15 protein-coding genes are annotated in these 16196 nt (G+C 63.6%); 11 read left to right on the forward strand and 4 right to left on the reverse strand.

Annotation, left to right across the window (positions count from 1 at the left end; genetic code table 11):
- Positions 1-11 precede the first annotated feature (11 nt).
- The 11 genes from I8N66_RS06935 (at position 12) to rbsK (ending at position 13520) form a co-directional block, all read left to right on the forward strand.
- Positions 12-1589, forward strand: coding sequence for an ABC transporter substrate-binding protein (locus tag I8N66_RS06935; RefSeq protein ID WP_291151348.1), 1578 nt, complete (start codon positions 12-14; stop codon positions 1587-1589).
- Positions 1590-1652: 63 nt separating this feature from the next.
- Positions 1653-2594: an ABC transporter permease gene (locus I8N66_RS06940; RefSeq protein ID WP_291151352.1), complete on the forward strand. Its 942-nt coding sequence runs from the start codon at positions 1653-1655 to the stop codon at positions 2592-2594.
- Complete coding sequence (locus I8N66_RS06945; protein ID WP_291151355.1) at positions 2591-3460, forward strand: ABC transporter permease; 870 nt, start codon at positions 2591-2593, stop codon at positions 3458-3460. The genes I8N66_RS06940 and I8N66_RS06945 overlap by 4 nt, the downstream gene beginning before the upstream one ends.
- 1 nt (position 3461) lies before the next feature.
- Positions 3462-4475, forward strand: a complete 1014-nt coding sequence (locus I8N66_RS06950) for an ABC transporter ATP-binding protein (protein ID WP_291151358.1) — start codon at positions 3462-3464, stop codon at positions 4473-4475.
- Positions 4472-5488, forward strand: a complete 1017-nt coding sequence (locus I8N66_RS06955; protein WP_291151361.1) for an oligopeptide/dipeptide ABC transporter ATP-binding protein — start codon at positions 4472-4474, stop codon at positions 5486-5488. The genes I8N66_RS06950 and I8N66_RS06955 overlap by 4 nt, the downstream gene beginning before the upstream one ends.
- Before the next feature lie 25 nt (positions 5489-5513).
- Positions 5514-7316: an aminopeptidase P family protein gene (locus tag I8N66_RS06960; protein WP_291151364.1), complete on the forward strand. Its 1803-nt coding sequence runs from the start codon at positions 5514-5516 to the stop codon at positions 7314-7316.
- A 208-nt stretch (positions 7317-7524) separates the two neighbouring features.
- Positions 7525-8256 (forward strand): DeoR family transcriptional regulator, encoded by a 732-nt coding sequence (locus tag I8N66_RS06965; RefSeq protein WP_291151367.1) that lies wholly within the window; start codon positions 7525-7527, stop codon positions 8254-8256.
- 161 nt (positions 8257-8417) lie between these two features.
- Entirely contained in the window at positions 8418-9431 is a 1014-nt protein-coding gene (deoC, locus tag I8N66_RS06970; RefSeq protein ID WP_291151370.1) for a deoxyribose-phosphate aldolase, read from the forward strand.
- Positions 9432-9436: 5 nt separating this feature from the next.
- Positions 9437-11821, forward strand: a complete 2385-nt coding sequence (locus I8N66_RS06975; protein WP_291151373.1) for an aldehyde dehydrogenase family protein — start codon at positions 9437-9439, stop codon at positions 11819-11821.
- A 148-nt stretch (positions 11822-11969) separates the two neighbouring features.
- Positions 11970-12419: an RbsD/FucU family protein gene (locus I8N66_RS06980; protein WP_113535206.1), complete on the forward strand. Its 450-nt coding sequence runs from the start codon at positions 11970-11972 to the stop codon at positions 12417-12419.
- A 168-nt stretch (positions 12420-12587) separates the two neighbouring features.
- Entirely contained in the window at positions 12588-13520 is a 933-nt protein-coding gene (rbsK, locus tag I8N66_RS06985; protein WP_291151378.1) for a ribokinase, read from the forward strand.
- Between the two features lie 112 nt (positions 13521-13632).
- Here rbsK and I8N66_RS06990 read toward each other — a convergent pair whose 3' ends face one another.
- The 4 genes from I8N66_RS06990 to I8N66_RS07005 all read right to left on the reverse strand — a co-directional run.
- On the reverse strand, positions 13633-14139 hold the full coding sequence (locus I8N66_RS06990) for a GAF domain-containing protein (protein ID WP_291151381.1): 507 nt from the start codon (positions 14137-14139) through the stop codon (positions 13633-13635).
- A 75-nt stretch (positions 14140-14214) separates the two neighbouring features.
- Positions 14215-14955 carry an ABC transporter ATP-binding protein gene (locus I8N66_RS06995; protein WP_291151384.1) on the reverse strand — a complete coding sequence of 247 codons (741 nt, stop codon included), beginning with the start codon at positions 14953-14955 and terminating at the stop codon, positions 14215-14217.
- On the reverse strand, positions 14952-15785 hold the full coding sequence (locus tag I8N66_RS07000) for an ABC transporter ATP-binding protein (RefSeq protein ID WP_291151387.1): 834 nt from the start codon (positions 15783-15785) through the stop codon (positions 14952-14954). The genes I8N66_RS06995 and I8N66_RS07000 overlap by 4 nt, the downstream gene beginning before the upstream one ends.
- On the reverse strand, positions 15785-16196 hold a 412-nt coding region (locus I8N66_RS07005; protein WP_291151390.1), incomplete at its 5' end, for an ABC transporter permease. The genes I8N66_RS07000 and I8N66_RS07005, both read right to left, overlap by 1 nt.

The following is a 16196-nucleotide window of genomic DNA, read 5'->3' on the forward strand; positions in this document are numbered from 1 at the left end:
GGAGGAGTGAGATGAAACGTATACTGCCTATCCTGCTCGGCACGACACTGGGGCTGCTTGCGGCCACCTCGGCATTTGCGATCGAACGCGGCGGCGCGATGACATTCGCGCGCTACGACGACTCGACCGTCATCGATCCCGTCTATGCCGACCGCAATCCCGATCTCTGGATGGTGAACGGTCTCTATGAAACGCTGCTGCGCAACGGCCCCGATGGTTCGATCGTGCCGGGTCTCGCCGAGGCTCACGAGGTTTCGGCTGACGGCAAGACCATTACCCTGACGCTTCGAAGCGGCCTCAAATTTTCCGACGGCTCGGAACTGACCGGCGCTGACGTCGTCTTCTCGCTGGACCGGGCGCGCAATGCCGAACTCGGTCCCTGGGCCGGGCTGCTCGGCGCTGTCGACAAGGTCACGGCCGATGGCAACAAGATCACCGTGTCGCTCAAGAACCCCGACCCGACGATCATCTCGATCCTCGCAACCTTCAATACCGGCATCATGCCGAAGGCGGCCTTCGAAAAGGCGGCAGGTGCCACGGATCAGGAAAAGGCGCGCGCTTTCTTCACTGCCGGTCCAGTCACTTCGGGGCCTTTCGTCATGAAGAGCCACGTGCAGGGCTCGAGCATGAGCTTCGAGCGCAACCCGAACTACTGGCGCCAGGGCGAAGACGGCAAGCCGCTGCCTTATCTCGACCGGGTGGAATTCCTCGTCATTCCGGATGATGCGACCCGCATCCTCAAGCTGCAGGCCGGCGAAGTCGACGCGGCCGAGTTCATTCCCTTTGCCCGCGTCGGCGAACTCGGGGCCGATCCGAACCTGAAGATGGAGCTCTTCCCATCGACCCGCATCGTCTATGCACCGATCAATACGCGCGAGGCGAAGAAGGACGGCGCGAAGAACCCGCTTGCGGACATCAAGGTGCGCCAGGCGCTGAACTACGCGACCGACAAGAGCGTGCTGATCAAGCTCGTGACCTTCGATACCGGCAAACCGATGACCTCGCTGATGTCTGCGGCGACGCAGCTTCATTATGGCCCCGAGCCGCTCTATCCCTATGATCCGGAGAAGGCCAAGCAGTTGCTGGCGGAAGCCGGTCTTAGCGGCGGCTTCGAGGTGAAGCTCACCACGCTTGCAGGCAGCGCTGACGATGCGACGCTGTTTACCGCACTCCAGCAGATGTGGGCGCCGCTCGGTGTCAATCTCAAGGTCGAGCAGGTCGACAACCCGACGCGCGGCGAGAAGAACCGCTCCGGCGATTTCGATATCCACACCTACGGCTGGGCGAACGACGTCAATGACCCGGCGCAGGTGACCGGCTGGCTCGGCTACTACAAGCAGCGCCAGGCCGTCGGTACGGGCTGGAACAACCAGGAATTCAACACGCTGTTCGAAGCCTCCAACGTCGAGACCGATCCGGCCAAGCGCAAGGACGAATACAAGCGCATGCAGGAAATCTACGCGGCGGAAGCGCCGCTGCTCTTCCTGTTCGAAACGCCCTTCGCCGTCGCTGTCTCCAAGTCGATCGAGGGCTACGTCCAGACGCCGCTCGGCGCCAACGACTTCTCGCAAGCCTGGCGCGCCGACTGATAGCGGAACGATCAGAGAGAGCCGGGCGGCAAGCCGCCCGGTTTTCCGTTGAAGGTTGGAACCATGCCCTCACTTTCCTATCTCGTGGCACGGCTGCTGCAGATCATCCCGACGTTCCTGTTGGTGATGGTCTTCATCTTCCTGCTCGTGCGCCTTTTGCCGGGCGACCCGGCGATCGCCATGGCCGAGGCCAAGGCGACCGATGCCCAGCTCGAACAGATCCGGCACAATCTCGGTCTCGACCAGCCGTTGCCGATGCAGTTCCTCGTCTTCGTCAAGAACACGCTGACCGGCGATCTCGGCCGCTCGATCATGCTGAAAGCGCCGGTGACCGAGGTCATTCTCAGCCGCTTGCCGACGACGATCTTCCTGGCGCTCTATTCGGTCGCGCTCGCGGTCTTTCTCGCGGGACCGCTGGCGTTTCTCGCGGCTTCACGCGTCAACAGCCCGGTCGATGTCGCCATCCGCGGCGTCTTTCAGGTCGGCCTTTCCATGCCCGTCTTCTATATCGGGCTCCTACTGCTGACGGTGTTGGCGGCGCAACTGCGCTGGTTTCCTGTCGGTGGCTACGGCAAGACCTTTCTTGCCAATCTCTACCATCTGATCCTGCCGGCACTCAGCGTCGCGCTCTATACTTCGGCGATCATCCTTCGCAATCTCAGGGCCTCGCTGATCGAGGTGCTCGACGCCGACTACGTGCAGTTCGCGCGGGCCAAGGGTCTTTCGCCGCGGATCATCATGACACGGCACGTGCTGCGCAATGCGCTCGTCTCGACCGTGACGCTGCTCGGCTTGTCGATCGGCAACCTGATGAGCGGCACGCTGGTGACCGAGACGGTCTTTGCCATTCCCGGCGTCGGCCGGCTGATGCTGGAGGCGATCTTTGCCCGCGACTATCCGCTGATCCAGGGCCTGACGCTCACCTTCGCCGTGCTCGTCTCCGTCGTCTTCCTGCTGACGGACGTCGTGCAATCCTTGCTCGATCCGAGGCTTCGCCAATCATGACGGTCCTGACCCAAACCCATCCGCGGACGCGGGGACGGCTGGCCGCATTTCTGGCGCGCGCCTTCACCCGCCCGTCCTTCGTCGTCGGCATCGCCATTCTCGGCCTGTCCCTCGCATTCGCGCTGTTCCCCCAGGTCTTTGCGCCCTACGATCCGCTCGCCTTCGATCTGCAGGCGATCCAGCAGGGGCCGAGCCTTGCGCATCCCTTCGGTACCGACAATTTCGGCCGCGACGTGCTCTCGCGCGTCATCTGGGCCTATCGGGTCGATATGCAGATGGCCTTCTTCGCGACGATCTTCGCGCTCCTGATCGGGCTCACCGTCGGCGCCTTTGTCGGCTACTACGGCGGCATTGCCGACGTGATCTTCGGCCGCTGCGTCGATGCGATCATCACCTTTCCGTTCCTGGTCCTGGTGATCGCGATCGTCGCCGTCCTCGGTCCCGGCCTCGTCAACATGTATGTGGCGATCACCGCGGTGAACTGGGTCTATTACGCCCGGTTGACCCGAGCCGAAATCATGGCGCAGAAGGCCAACGACTATGCTGCCGCCGGCAGGGTGCTCGGCTATTCCGATCGCCGCATCATCTTCCGCCATCTTCTGCCAAACGCGATCTCGCCGATCCTCGTCTACTGGATGACCGACATGGCGCTCGCCATCCTGCTCGGCTCGTCGCTCGGCTATCTCGGCCTCGGCGCGCAGCCGCCGGCAGCAGAATGGGGTGTCCTGATCGCCGAGGGCCGCAACTTCCTGATGACGGCCTGGTGGATGAGCCTGATGCCGGGCATCGCCATCGTTCTGACCGGGCTCGGCTTCAGCCTCGTCGGCGACGCCCTTGCCGACCTGCTTCGACCAAAGGGGCGCTGAGATGAAAAGCACAGAAAAAGCTGTCGTGCTCGACGTCAGGCACCTTCGCACCGAGTTCGGTCCGCATGACCGCCCACTGGTCGCCGTCGACGACGTCTCGTTCCAGGTGGGGCAGGGGGAAATCCTCGGGCTTGTCGGTGAATCCGGCTCGGGCAAGAGCATCACGCTGCGCTCGATCCTCGGCATCATCCGGCCGCGCGGCCGTGTCGCCGGCGAAATCCTCTGGCACGGCCAGGATCTCGTACCGCTGAACGAGACGCGTCTGCGGCGCATTCGCGGCCGCGAAATCGCGATGATCTTCCAGGAGCCGATGTCGTCGCTCAATCCGCTGCTCAGCGTCGGCCTGCAGATCTCCGAAAACCTCGTGGCGCATACGGACCTCGACGCAAGGGCGCGAAAGGCTCGGGCGATCGAACTGCTCGATCTCGTCGGCATCCCCGGTGCGCGCAATCGTCTCGACGATTTCCCGCACGAGTTCTCCGGTGGCATGCGTCAGCGGGTGATGATCGCCATCGCGCTCGCCTCCAATCCGAACCTGCTTTTGGCGGACGAGCCGACGACGGCGCTTGACGTCACCATCCAGGACCAGATCCTCAGGCTCATCCAGTCGCTGAGCCGCGATCTCGGAATGGCGGTCATCCTCGTCACCCACGACATGGGTGTCGTTGCCGAGACCTGCGACCGTGTCGCCGTCATGTATGGCGGCAGGCTTTGTGAGATTGGCACGGCTGCCGATGTGATCGCCGATGCGCGTCACCCCTATTCTCTCGGGTTGCTGCGCTCGATCCCGCGTGACGTTGCGCCACGAACACCGCTCTATTCCATTCCCGGTGCGCCGCCGGCACTGAATGCGCTGCCGCCCGGCTGCGCCTTCAGCGCCCGCTGCCCGGTCGCTGGTCGCGAATGTCCTGACATTCGGCCCGCGCTCGCAGCAAGCGGTTCGTCGCGGCTGGTTGCGTGCCACCATCTTGACGACGCCCAAGCGCATTTCGGACCGCGGGAGGCGGCGCAATGACCACCATTCCTGCCCAGATAAGTGCACCGCCCCTGCTCTCGCTCCGTGCGCTGTCGATCCAGTTCGAGAAACGGCGTTCGTTGTCCGACACGCTCGCCCGGCGCCCGCAGCAGGTCGTCTCGGCGGTCAACGGCATCGATCTCGATGTGATGCCCGGCGAGACGCTCGGGATCGTCGGCGAATCCGGCTGCGGCAAGTCGACACTCGCGCGCCTGATCGCCGGCCTGCACCGGCCGACATCAGGCGATATTCTGTTTAAGGGCGAGAGCGTCGTCGGCCTCAAGGGAGCGAGGCGACGCGCCTATAACCGGCGCGTCCAAATGATGTTTCAGGATCCCTACACCTCGCTCAATCCCCGCATGACCGTGCGTGACACCTTGCGGGAGGCGATCACGGTGCATCGCATGCGCGAGGGCGCGGCGATCGACCGAAGGGTCGACGAGCTGCTGGAGCTGGTGCGGTTGCCCAAAGGCGCCGCCGACAAGTATCCGCACGAATTCTCGGGTGGCCAGCGCCAGCGCATCGGCATTGCGCGGGCGCTGTCGCTGGAGCCGACCTGTCTGGTCGCCGACGAACTCGTTTCCGCGCTCGACGTTTCGGTGCAGGCGCAGGTCGTCAACCTGCTGATCGAGCTTCAGGACGAGCTGGGCCTGACGGTGCTGTTCGTGGCGCATGATCTCAGGCTCGTGCGCCATGTCTCGCACCGGGTCGCCGTCATCTATCTCGGCGCCATCGTCGAAATCGGCCCGTCGGAGGCGCTGTTTTCAAAGCCGATGCATCCCTATTCCAAGGGGTTGCTGGCTGCCGCACCGTCGCTTGACCCAGGCGCCAGGCGTCGCGCGCCGGCACTTGTCGGCGAACTGCCGAGCCCTCTTGCCATCCCGCCCGGCTGCCCTTTCCACGTGCGCTGCCCGCACGCGACCGAGCTTTGCCGCCGAGAGAAGCCGGCGCTCCGCCCGGTCGGATCGGGCATAACCGCCTGCCATTTCGCCGAAACGATCGGCGACGCCTGAAACTCCACTGGATAGGAAAGACATCATGGATACGAGAGCAAGGCCGGATATCTCCAGCCGGATTGGCGCGCTGCGGCGCAAGCTTGCGGAGACCGGGCTCGACGGCTACGTCGTGCCGCGCTTCGACGAACATCAGGGCGAATACTGCGCGCCACATGACCATCGCCTGGCCTTCGTCACTGGATTCACCGGTTCAGCGGGAGTGGCGATCGTCATGCGCGACCGTGCAGCGATCTTCGTCGACGGCCGTTACCAGGTGCAGGTGCGCGACGAAGTGGATCTCGGGACCTTCGCGATCGAACATTTCTATGACGCACCGCTCAAGGATTGGCTGAAGAACAATCTGCGCAAGGGCGAACGCGTCGGCTTTAACGCCATGCTTTTGCCCTCCACCTGGGATGCGGACTGCAGCCGCTCGGTTGAGCAGGCGGGTGGCGTCTGGACGTCCGTCGACGAAGACCTTGTCGACGCGATCTGGACCGACCAGCCGGAGAAGCCGCTCGGCAAGATCATGGCCTTCCCGGTCGCCTATTCCGGCGAAAGCGTTGCCGAGAAGAGGAGCCGCATCGCCGCCATGCTGGCGGAGCAGGGGGCCGATCTCCTGATCGAGGCGCAGCCCGACAACATCGCCTGGTTCCTCAATGTCCGTGGCCGGGACGTCGCTTTCAACCCGATGCCGCAATCCTTCCTGATTTTCGACCGCGCCGGGCAGACGGAATGGCTGGTCGATCATCGCAAGCTCCCGAACGATCTCTCCGATTTCGAGCTCGACGATGTCGCGATGGCCGAGCCCGGACAACTGCTTGCACGCGTCAAGGCGGTGGCGGCCGGACGAACGGCGCTGATCGATCCCGGCTTTGCCCCCTCGGCGACTGCCCATGCAACACGCATCGCCGGCGGCACGGTGCAGCTTGCGAAAAGCCCCATCACGCTTGCCAAGATGCACAAGAACACGACCGAGCTTGCGGGCTTCCGTGACTGCCACCGTCTGGATGGTGCTGCCTGGATACGCTTCTTCGCCTGGCTCGAGCGGCACGCCCTGGAGCGGGATGCGAGTGGCAAACCCGTTACCGAACTCGAGGCGGAGGAGCGCATCCTTGCCTACCGCACGATGGCAGAAAGCTTCGTCGAGCCGAGCTTCCGTTCGATCTCGGCGGCAGGCGGCCACGCTGCGATGTGTCACTATGCGGCGACCGAGAAGAGCAATGGCCTGATCCGCAAGGGCAGCATTTATCTGCTCGACTCCGGTGGGCAGTACCTGACCGGCACCACCGATGCCACGCGCACGACCGCGATCGGCCCTGTCGATGACGAAGTCCGGCGCGCGTACACCGCTGTTCTCAAGGGGCTGATCTCCATGGTGTCGCTCAAGTTCCCCAAGGGAACCGTCGGCCACCAGCTCGACGCCTTTGCCCGCCGTCCGCTCTGGGACCTCGGGCTCGACTATGACCACGGCACGGGCCATGGCGTCGGCCATTTCCTTTCTGTCCATGAGCAACCCCAGCGCTTTGATCGCCGCGTCAACGAGATCGAACTGAAGCCCGGCATCGTCACGACGATCGAGCCCGGCTATTACAAGGCCGGCGCCTACGGCATCCGCATCGAAAACCAGGTCGAGGTGGTCGATGACGGCGATGGCTTCCGGAGCTTCCGCAGCCTGACGCTGGTGCCGATCGACTTGCGCTTGGCCGATATCGGCCTGCTGACGCAGGCGGAACGCCGATGGGTCGACGCCTACCACAGTCGCGTCGTGCGCGAGATGGATGGCCTGCTTGATGCAGAGACATCGCGTTGGCTCGCGGAGAGAACCGCTCCCATCGCCGTCTGAAACGGCGCCCGCGCCTATTGACCACCGTGCGGCGGGCCGATCGGCCCGCCGTCGTCCGTTTCAGGCGGGCACACGGCCCGAATAGACGCAGAAGGAGCGTTACAGTCCGTGTGAGTCCTCTTGCTTGCCAAGTGCGGTTTGTGATAATTTTCACAAATATTGTTCGTGGCTAACGAAACCACGAAATGGCGCGAAAACGGACAGGGCCATGGTCAGTCGCAAAACTGCTCGCATCATCCAGCTAGCCGAGGCGCTTTCCGGGCGGAGGGTTCTGCACCTGCGTGACGCCGCGGCCCTGCTCGGCGTCTCTGAAATGACCATTCGCCGTGATGTCGCCGACAATCCCGGCCAGTTCGCCTTTCTCGGCGGGCACATCGTGCCGGCGACCGAGATCGAAGGGGACGCGCCCTATGAACTCGCGCGCGAAGCCGATAGTCACGCCGCCGCCAAGCGGGATGCCTGCGTCCACGCTGCCCGCCACATCCGCCCGGACGAAACGATCTTCATCGATTGCGGCACAACGCTCGAATATCTCGTCGATCTTATTCCAGAGAATTATTCAATAACTGCGGTATGTTACTCGCTAAACGTTGCGGGAAAACTGACCCACAAACCGAACGTGCGGATCGTCATGCTGGGCGGCGTATATCACCCGGCCTCGGCATCCTTCTCCGGTAATTCCGGGCTGGAGACTCTCGATTCGCTCGGGATCAATGTCGCCTTCCTTTCAGCGGCTGGGGTCGACCCCGGTCGCGGCGCGACCTGCGTCCATTTCCATGAGGTGGCTGTGAAGCAAAAGGTCATCTCGCTCGCGCGCGAAAGCCATCTCGTCGTCGACCTCAGCAAAATCGGCAAGTTGAAGCCGGCATTCTTTGCTCCGGTCAGGGCTTTCCGCTCGGTTATCACCGAAGAAGGCGAGACAGAGATACCAGGCCTCTAGCCCGTGATTGGGCGAGTGACGACTAATCACGGTCGCGGCTTCCCTTGACACGCTCATGGTTTGATGGAATAGTCACAAAAATAGGTAGAAAAATAACAAATTTGATTATCCCGGCGAGTGCGCCTTGAATGTGCGTCAGTGCCGCGACAGGGAGTTCTCACTTGGAAGACCTTGCTGTGAAAGCCGGCGCGTCGAAAGCAGCGCATTTGCCGGCGTCGGGCCATAACTGGCCGCGCAACGATGGTATCGATCTGGATCTTGGTTGGGTGCTCGACCAGCGCGTCAACCTGTCGGCAGCCGAGCGCCGCGTCGCGACATTGCCGGGCCGTCGCACCGTCAAGAAGGATGCGCAGGCCGCCTGGCTGCTGAAAGCCGTCACCTGCATCGACCTCACGACCCTCAATGGCGACGACACGACGGAGCGCGTCAAGCGCCTCTGCGCCAAGGCGCGTCAGCCCGTGCGCCAGGATCTGCTCGAAGCCGTGGGCATGGGCGGTCGCGGCATCACCACAGGCGCGGTCTGCGTCTATCACCGTTTCGTTTCGACGGCTGTCGAGGCACTGGAAGGTTCCGGTATTCCGGTTGCGGCCGTCTCCACCGGTTTTCCAGCTGGTCTCATCCCGCATGACGTGAAGCTGCGGGAGATCGAGGCGTCGGTTGCCGACGGCGCCAAGGAAATCGACATTGTCATTACCCGCGAGCACGTGCTGACCGGCAACTGGCAGGCGCTCTATGACGAGATGCGTGACTTCCGCGCCGCCTGTGGCGACGCCCATGTGAAGGCGATCCTGGCGACAGGTGACCTGAAGACGCTGCGCAATGTCGCGCGCGCCTCGCTCGTCTGCATGATGGCCGGCGCCGATTTCATCAAGACCTCGACCGGCAAGGAAGGCGTCAACGCCACGCTGCTGGTGACGCTCATCATGCTGCGCATGATCCGCGCCTACCAGGAGCGGACCGGCCTGAAAGTCGGCTACAAGCCGGCCGGCGGCATCTCGGCTGCCAAGGATATCCTGAACTACCAGTTCCTGATGAAGGACGAGCTCGGCCGTGAATGGCTCGAACCGGACCTCTTCCGCATCGGCGCATCGAGCCTGCTCGCCGATATCGAGCGCCAGCTCGAACATCACGTTACCGGCGCCTACTCGGCCCTCAACCGTCACCCGATTGGATGATCCCGATGACTGTCGCAAGGTATTTTGACGAAATGTCCTATGGTCCAGCACCCGAGGCCGACACCGAAGCCCGTCAGTGGCTGGTGCGCCACAAGGGCGAATTCGGCCACTTCATCAATGGCGCCTTCGTTGCCTCCGCGTCCGGCAAGACCTTTGAGACCAACGAGCCGGCAACCGGCAAGCTGCTTGCAAAGGTAGCACTCGGTGGTGCCAAGGACGTCGACGATGCGGTTGCCGCTGCCCGCAAGGCGCAAGGCCCCTGGGCAAAGCTGCCGGGCCATGCCCGCGCCCGCCATCTCTATGCACTCGCCCGCATGATCCAGCGCCACGCGCGCCTGATCGCGGTCGTCGAGGCGATCGACAACGGTAAGCCGATCCGCGAGACCCGCGATATCGACGTGCCGCTCGCCGCTCGCCACTTCTATCACCATGCAGGCTGGGCGCAGCTGCAGGAATCCGAGTTTGCCGATCAACTGCCGGTCGGCGTCGTCGGTCAGGTCATTCCGTGGAACTTCCCGTTCCTGATGCTGGCCTGGAAGGTCGCGCCCGCTCTGGCGCTCGGCAACACCGTCATCCTGAAGCCGGCGGAATTCACGCCGCTGACGGCGCTGCTCTTTGCCGAACTCGCGGCTGCCGCAGGTCTTCCGGCCGGCGTGCTCAACGTCGTCACAGGCGAAGGCGAAACCGGCGCGCTGATCGTTGAGCACTCGGACATCGACAAGATCGCCTTTACCGGCTCGACCGAGGTCGGCCGCCTCATTCGTGAGCGCACCGCCGGCACCGGCAAGTCGCTGACGCTCGAACTTGGCGGCAAGTCGCCCTTCATCGTTTTTGACGATGCCGATATCGACGGCGCAGTCGAAGGCGTGGTTGACGCCATCTGGTTCAACCAGGGCCAGGTCTGCTGCGCCGGGTCGCGCATTCTCGTTCAGGAAGGCGTGGCACCGCTCTTCTACGAGCGGCTGAAGCGCCGCATGCAGACGCTGCGCGTCGGTCATCCGCTCGACAAGGCGATCGACATGGCGGCGATCGTCGCGCCGGTGCAGTTGCACCGGATCGAAAGCCTGGTCGCCAAGGGTGTCGCCGAAGGTGCGGCCCTGCATCAACCGACGATCGAACTGCCGAAGGGCGGGAGCTTCTATCCGCCGACCCTGCTTACCGGCGTTCAGCCGACCTCGATCGTTGCGACCGAAGAGATCTTCGGCCCCGTCGCCGTCTCCATGACCTTCCGCACCCCGGAAGAGGCGATCCAGCTTGCCAACCACACGCGCTACGGCCTTGCCGCCAGTGTCTGGAGCGAGACCATCGGCCTGGCATTGCATGTCGCAGCCAAGCTCGCCGCCGGCGTCATCTGGGTCAATGCGACCAACCTCTTCGATGCCTCTGCCGGTTTTGGCGGCAAGCGCGAGTCTGGCTTCGGCCGCGAGGGCGGTCGCGAGGGGTGCTACGAATATCTGAAGCCGAAGGCTTGGGCCGGCCGCAAGCTGCGCCCCGCGGTCGCTGAACCGACATTGAAGCCGGCCGTCGGCGATTTCGCCATGCCGGATGTCGACCGCACCGCCAAGCTCTTCATCGGCGGCAAGCAGGCGCGGCCGGATGGCAACTATAACCGCAACGTGCTTTCGCCTAAGGGCAAGGTGCTTGGCGAAGTCGGCGAGGGCAACCGCAAGGACATCCGCAATGCGGTTGTGGCAGCGCAAGCCGCATCCGCCTGGTCGTCGGCAACGACGCACAATCGTGCGCAGATCCTCTATTACATCGCCGAGAATCTGAGCGGCCGTGCCGAGGAGTTCGCCGACCGTATTGCCGACATGACCGGCGCGTCTGTGGCAAACGCCAAGGCAGAAGTCGAAGCCTCGATCGCGCGTCTCTTCACCTATGGCGCCTGGGCGGACAAGTACGAGGGCGCGATCCACCAGCCGCCGCTTCGCGGCGTAGCACTTGCGATACCCGAGGCGATCGGCGTCGTCGGTGTGGTCTGCCCGCCGGAAGCGCCGCTGCTCGGTATGATCAGCCTGGTTGCGCCGCTGATCGCCACCGGTAACCGCGTCGTCGTGGTGCCGAGCGAGCAGCATCCGTTGGCCGCGACCGATTTTTACACGGTTCTGGAAACGTCCGACGTTCCGGCCGGCGTCGTCAACATCGTCACCGGCTCGACGATCGAACTGGCAAAGACGCTCGCAAGCCACAACGAGGTGGATGCGCTCTGGGCTTTCGGTTCGGCGGAACTCTCGACCCTCGTCGAGAAGCTCTCGGTCGGCAACCTGAAGCGCACCTTCGTCGACTACGGCAAGGCGACGAACTGGCTGGATCGGGAGGCGGCAGAAGGCCCGGCCTATCTGCGTCGCGCCACCGACGTCAAAAACATCTGGATCCCCTACGGCGAATAGGGAATTCTCCCCTGCGGGCCGAAGGGAGTCGGCCCGCGTTTCGGGGTTCAATCGTGAAGTTGGGTTCCGGCCGCAGCACCTTGCGTCTCTGAAGACGCGATAGGTGTGTCTGCAGGCCGAAGCGCCAATGTGCTGGGAGGAGGAGTGCATGCTCAAGAATATCGATCCGGCCCTCAATGCCGATGTACTACATGCGCTTCGGTCCATGGGACACGCCGACACGCTGGCGATCGTCGACACGAATTTCCCGGCGGATGCGATTGCCCGCAAGTCGGTGATCGGCAAATTGTTGCGGATCGACAACGTCTCGGCGGCGCGCGCCATGGAGGCGGTTCTCTCGGTTCTGCCGCTGGATACGCCTTTGCAGCCGTCCGTCGGCCGGATGGAGGTGATGGGTGCACCGGATGAGCTTCCGGCGGTGCAGCGGGAGGTCCAGGCCGTGGTCGACAAGGCGGAAGGCAAGTCGGCCCCCCTCTACGGCATCGAGCGGTTTGCCTTTTACGAGGAAGCCAAGAAGACCTATTGCGTCATCGTCACAGGAGAAACCCGGTTCTACGGCTGCTTCCTCCTCACCAAGGGCGTCATCCCACCCGCCTAAACCACGGTGAATTGGGATACGGGCGGAAGCTGCGCAGGCTCTTCTTCAACCCGCTCCGCTGAGGCTTTCGACGTGAGCCGCTGCGCCGTTTTCAATCCATTGCATCTCGCGCAGCCGTTGCTCCGCTTGCGCGTTGTCTCAGAGCTTTTCGGGAGAGGGTACCAGACGATGAAGGTTGGCGTTTCGATATTGGGGACATTCGTGGCCGACACCGCCTACATGGCGCGTCGTATGCCTGCCATCGGAGAGACGATCATCGGCAGCGGCTTTTCCGTAGGCCCGGGCGGCAAGGGCTCGAACCAGGCAGTTGCTGCCGCGCGTGCCGGCAGTCCGGTGACCTTCATCTCGCGGCTGGGGCGCGACACTTTCGGTGACATGGCGCTACGCACCTATGCCGAAGCGGGCGTCACGACGAAGATCGTGCAGATGGACGACCTTCCGACGGGCGCGGCCTTCATCTACGTCAACGATCAGAATGGTGAAAACGCGATCATCGTTTATCCCGGCGCCGCTGGTGCGATCGATGTGGGCGATGTCGAGGCGGCGCGTGAGACGATCGAAGCGTCGCGGGTTTTCGTGACCCAGCTCGAACAGCCGGCTGCGGCTGCGCAAAGGGCGCTCGAGATCGCGCGCGCGGCTGGTGTGACCACGGTCTTCAATCCCGCGCCGGCCGAGCCGTTTTCGGAATCGATCTATCCGCTCTCGGATTACTTCGTGCCCAATGAGACCGAGGCTGCGGCAATCGTCGGCTTCTCGCTTTCTTCGCACGATGACATCACCCGTGCCGGTGACGCGCTGCTTGCCAGAGGGGTCAAGGTGGCTCTGATCACGCTCGGGGCGCGCGGCGTGCTCTATCACACCCGTGAACAATCGGTTCTCGTTCCGGCAATGGCGCCGGGACCGGTAATCGACACGACCGGGGCAGGGGACGCCTTCGTCGGCGGCTTTTCCGCAGCGTTGGCGCGGGGCTTGGCGCCCGTTGACGCCGTGCGCTTTGGCTGCGCGACGGCGGGCATTGCAGTCACGCGCCGCGGCACGGCACCGGCCATGCCGACGCTGGCCGAGATCGAGGCTTTTCTCGCCCAAAGCGCGGCGGCCTGACCTTACAGGCAAATAAGTAAAGCCGCCCGCGGGTGACGGGCGGCTTCGAGCAGATCGAGGAAGGCACTGGGGGCTTCCTGCGCAAATGCGTACTCTCAAATGCAGGGAAAGTTCAGGTCCGCACGGCGCGGGCGGCGGCGAGGAAGGCGAGCTTCGCCGGCATTTCCAGATGCTTGGAGAGCGCCACGCGTTCCGGCGTGTAATGATGCTCGACGTCGAGGCAGTTGACGGTGCCGAGCAGTTCGCCGCCAACGACGACCGGGATGTTGGCGACCGAGCCGCAGCCCAGCGACCAGATGGTTTCGTGATCGCCGAAGACCTTGGAGATGTCGACGATGGTGTTGGCCACAAAGGTCTGGTGCGCCTTGTGGACGATGTCGAACCAGCTGTCGTAGCGGATCGGCTTGGTGCCGGAGGTCGGGTATTCTTCCGGATGCGAGGTGTAGGCGCGACGGGCGACTTCATTGACCATGTCGACGGTCATGATGGTGAAGAGCTTGGCGCCGATCACGTGGCGGCAAAGCGTCTGTAATGCGGTCCATACCGCATCGGCATCGGTGGTCTTGGCAATGGCCGCGTCGAATTCCGCCAGCGCGGCAGCGATCTGTTCACTGTTCATGCTATGTCCTTGGAGTTACTCGATATCTTAGAGCGGGACGCGGTTGGGATATCGCCCGCGTTTTCCTGCCCCGCTCTAGTTGGCATGCGCGGCGCTGATGTGCATCAGCTCACGCGAATAGGGATCCTTGAGGTCGCCGCGCTTGAGATCGGCGACATCGGCAATCTCGACGATCCGGCCCTGGCGCATAACGGCGAGGCGGTCGCAGAGGAAGGAGACGACGGCCAGGTTATGGGTGACCATCAGGAAGGTGAGGTTCTGCTCGCGCCTGAGACGCTTCAACAGGTTGAGGATTTCGGCTTGGACCGAGACGTCGAGCGCCGAAGTCGGTTCGTCGAGCAAAAGCACCTTCGGCTTCAGCATCAGCGCCAGGGCAATCGCCACGCGCTGGCGCTGGCCGCCCGAGAGCTGGTGCGGAAAGCGGAAGCGGAATTTGCGATCGAGGCCGACCGAGGTCATGACCTCTTCGATGCGGGCGTTGCGGTCGCCGATGCCGTGGATCGTCAGCGCTTCGCCGAGCGTGGCGTCAACGGTCTTGCGCGGATGCAGCGAGCCGTAGGGGTCCTGAAAGACCATCTGGCACTGGCGTGAGAAGGCGCGGTCGATGCCGTGGCCGCGCGGCGAGCCGAGCACGGTGATCTCGCCGCTCCATTCCGGCGCGAGACCGGCGATCGCCTTCAGCACGGTCGATTTTCCCGAGCCGCTTTCGCCGACAAGCGCAAAGCTCTCGCCGTCGGCGATATCGAGATTGACGTCGTGAGTGATCTGCACGTCGCCGTAGGAGATGTCGAGGTTCTTGAGAGAGAGCGCGGTCATGCCTTGGCCCATGCGCTGCGGTCGAGCACCGGCAGCTCGTCCCGTGTTTCATCGAGGCGCGGAATGGAGGCGATAAGCCCGCGCGTATAGGGGTGCTTGGCCGCCATCAGCTCGCCGGCCTTGCACTCTTCGACCACCTCGCCGGTGTTCATGACGAGGATGCGGTCGCAATAGCTGGAAACGAGGTTGAGGTCGTGGCTGATGAAGATCAGCCCCATGCCCTTGCGTTTGACCAGTTCGTCGATGATGTCGAGCACCTGGGCCTGGACGGAAACGTCGAGCGCCGAGGTCGGCTCGTCGGCGATCAAAAGGTCCGGCTCCGGGATCAGCATCATCGCGATCATCACGCGCTGGCCCATGCCACCGGAGACTTCGTGCGGATAGAGCTTGGCGACGCGCTCCGGATCGGCGATGCGCACCGATTCCAGCATGGTGAGCACGCGGGCGTTGACCTCGCGGCGCGGCAGTTTCTGGTGCGTCAGCAGCGCTTCGGCAATCTGTTCGCCGATCGTCATGACCGGATTCAGCGAGAACTTCGGGTCCTGCATCACCATGGAAATGCGGGCGCCGCGAATTGCGCGCATCTGCCGCTCGGACTGCTTCAGAAGGTCAACGCCGTCGAAGACGAGCTTGTCGGCCGTGACGCGACCGGGCGCTCGGATGAGCTGCAGGATCGAGCGGCCGGTCATCGACTTGCCCGAGCCGCTCTCGCCGACGATGCCGAGGCGCTCGCGACCAAGTGTGAAGGAGATGCCGCGCACGACATCGAGGTCGCCACGGGGCGTCGGGAATGTGACGCGCAGATTTTCGACTTCGAGAAGCTTTGTCATCAGCGCTGCTCCCCGCTCTTCGGATCCAGTACGTCGCGCAGGCCATCGCCCAGGAAGCAGAAGCCGAGGCTGACGAGAATGATGGCAAAGCCGGGCATGGTCGCGACCCACCATTGGTCAAGGATGAACGAGCGGCCGCGTGAGATCATCGCGCCCCATTCGGGAAGCGGCGGTTGGGCGCCGAGGCCGATGAAGCCGAGACCAGCGGCCGTCAGGATAATGCCGGCCATGTCGAGCGTGACGCGGACAATCATCGAGGAGGTGCAGAGCGGCAGCACGTGGCCGAGGTTGACGCGCAGGCTCGAAGCGCCGAGCAGGCGAACGGCCGAGATGAATTCGGAGTTCTTGAAGGTCAGCGTTTCTGCACGGGCGACGCGGGCATAGCCGGGCCAGGAGGTGATGGGGATCGCG

This window comes from Ensifer sp. SSB1, from assembly GCF_016652895.1.
GTDB lineage: Bacteria > Pseudomonadota > Alphaproteobacteria > Rhizobiales > Rhizobiaceae > Ensifer.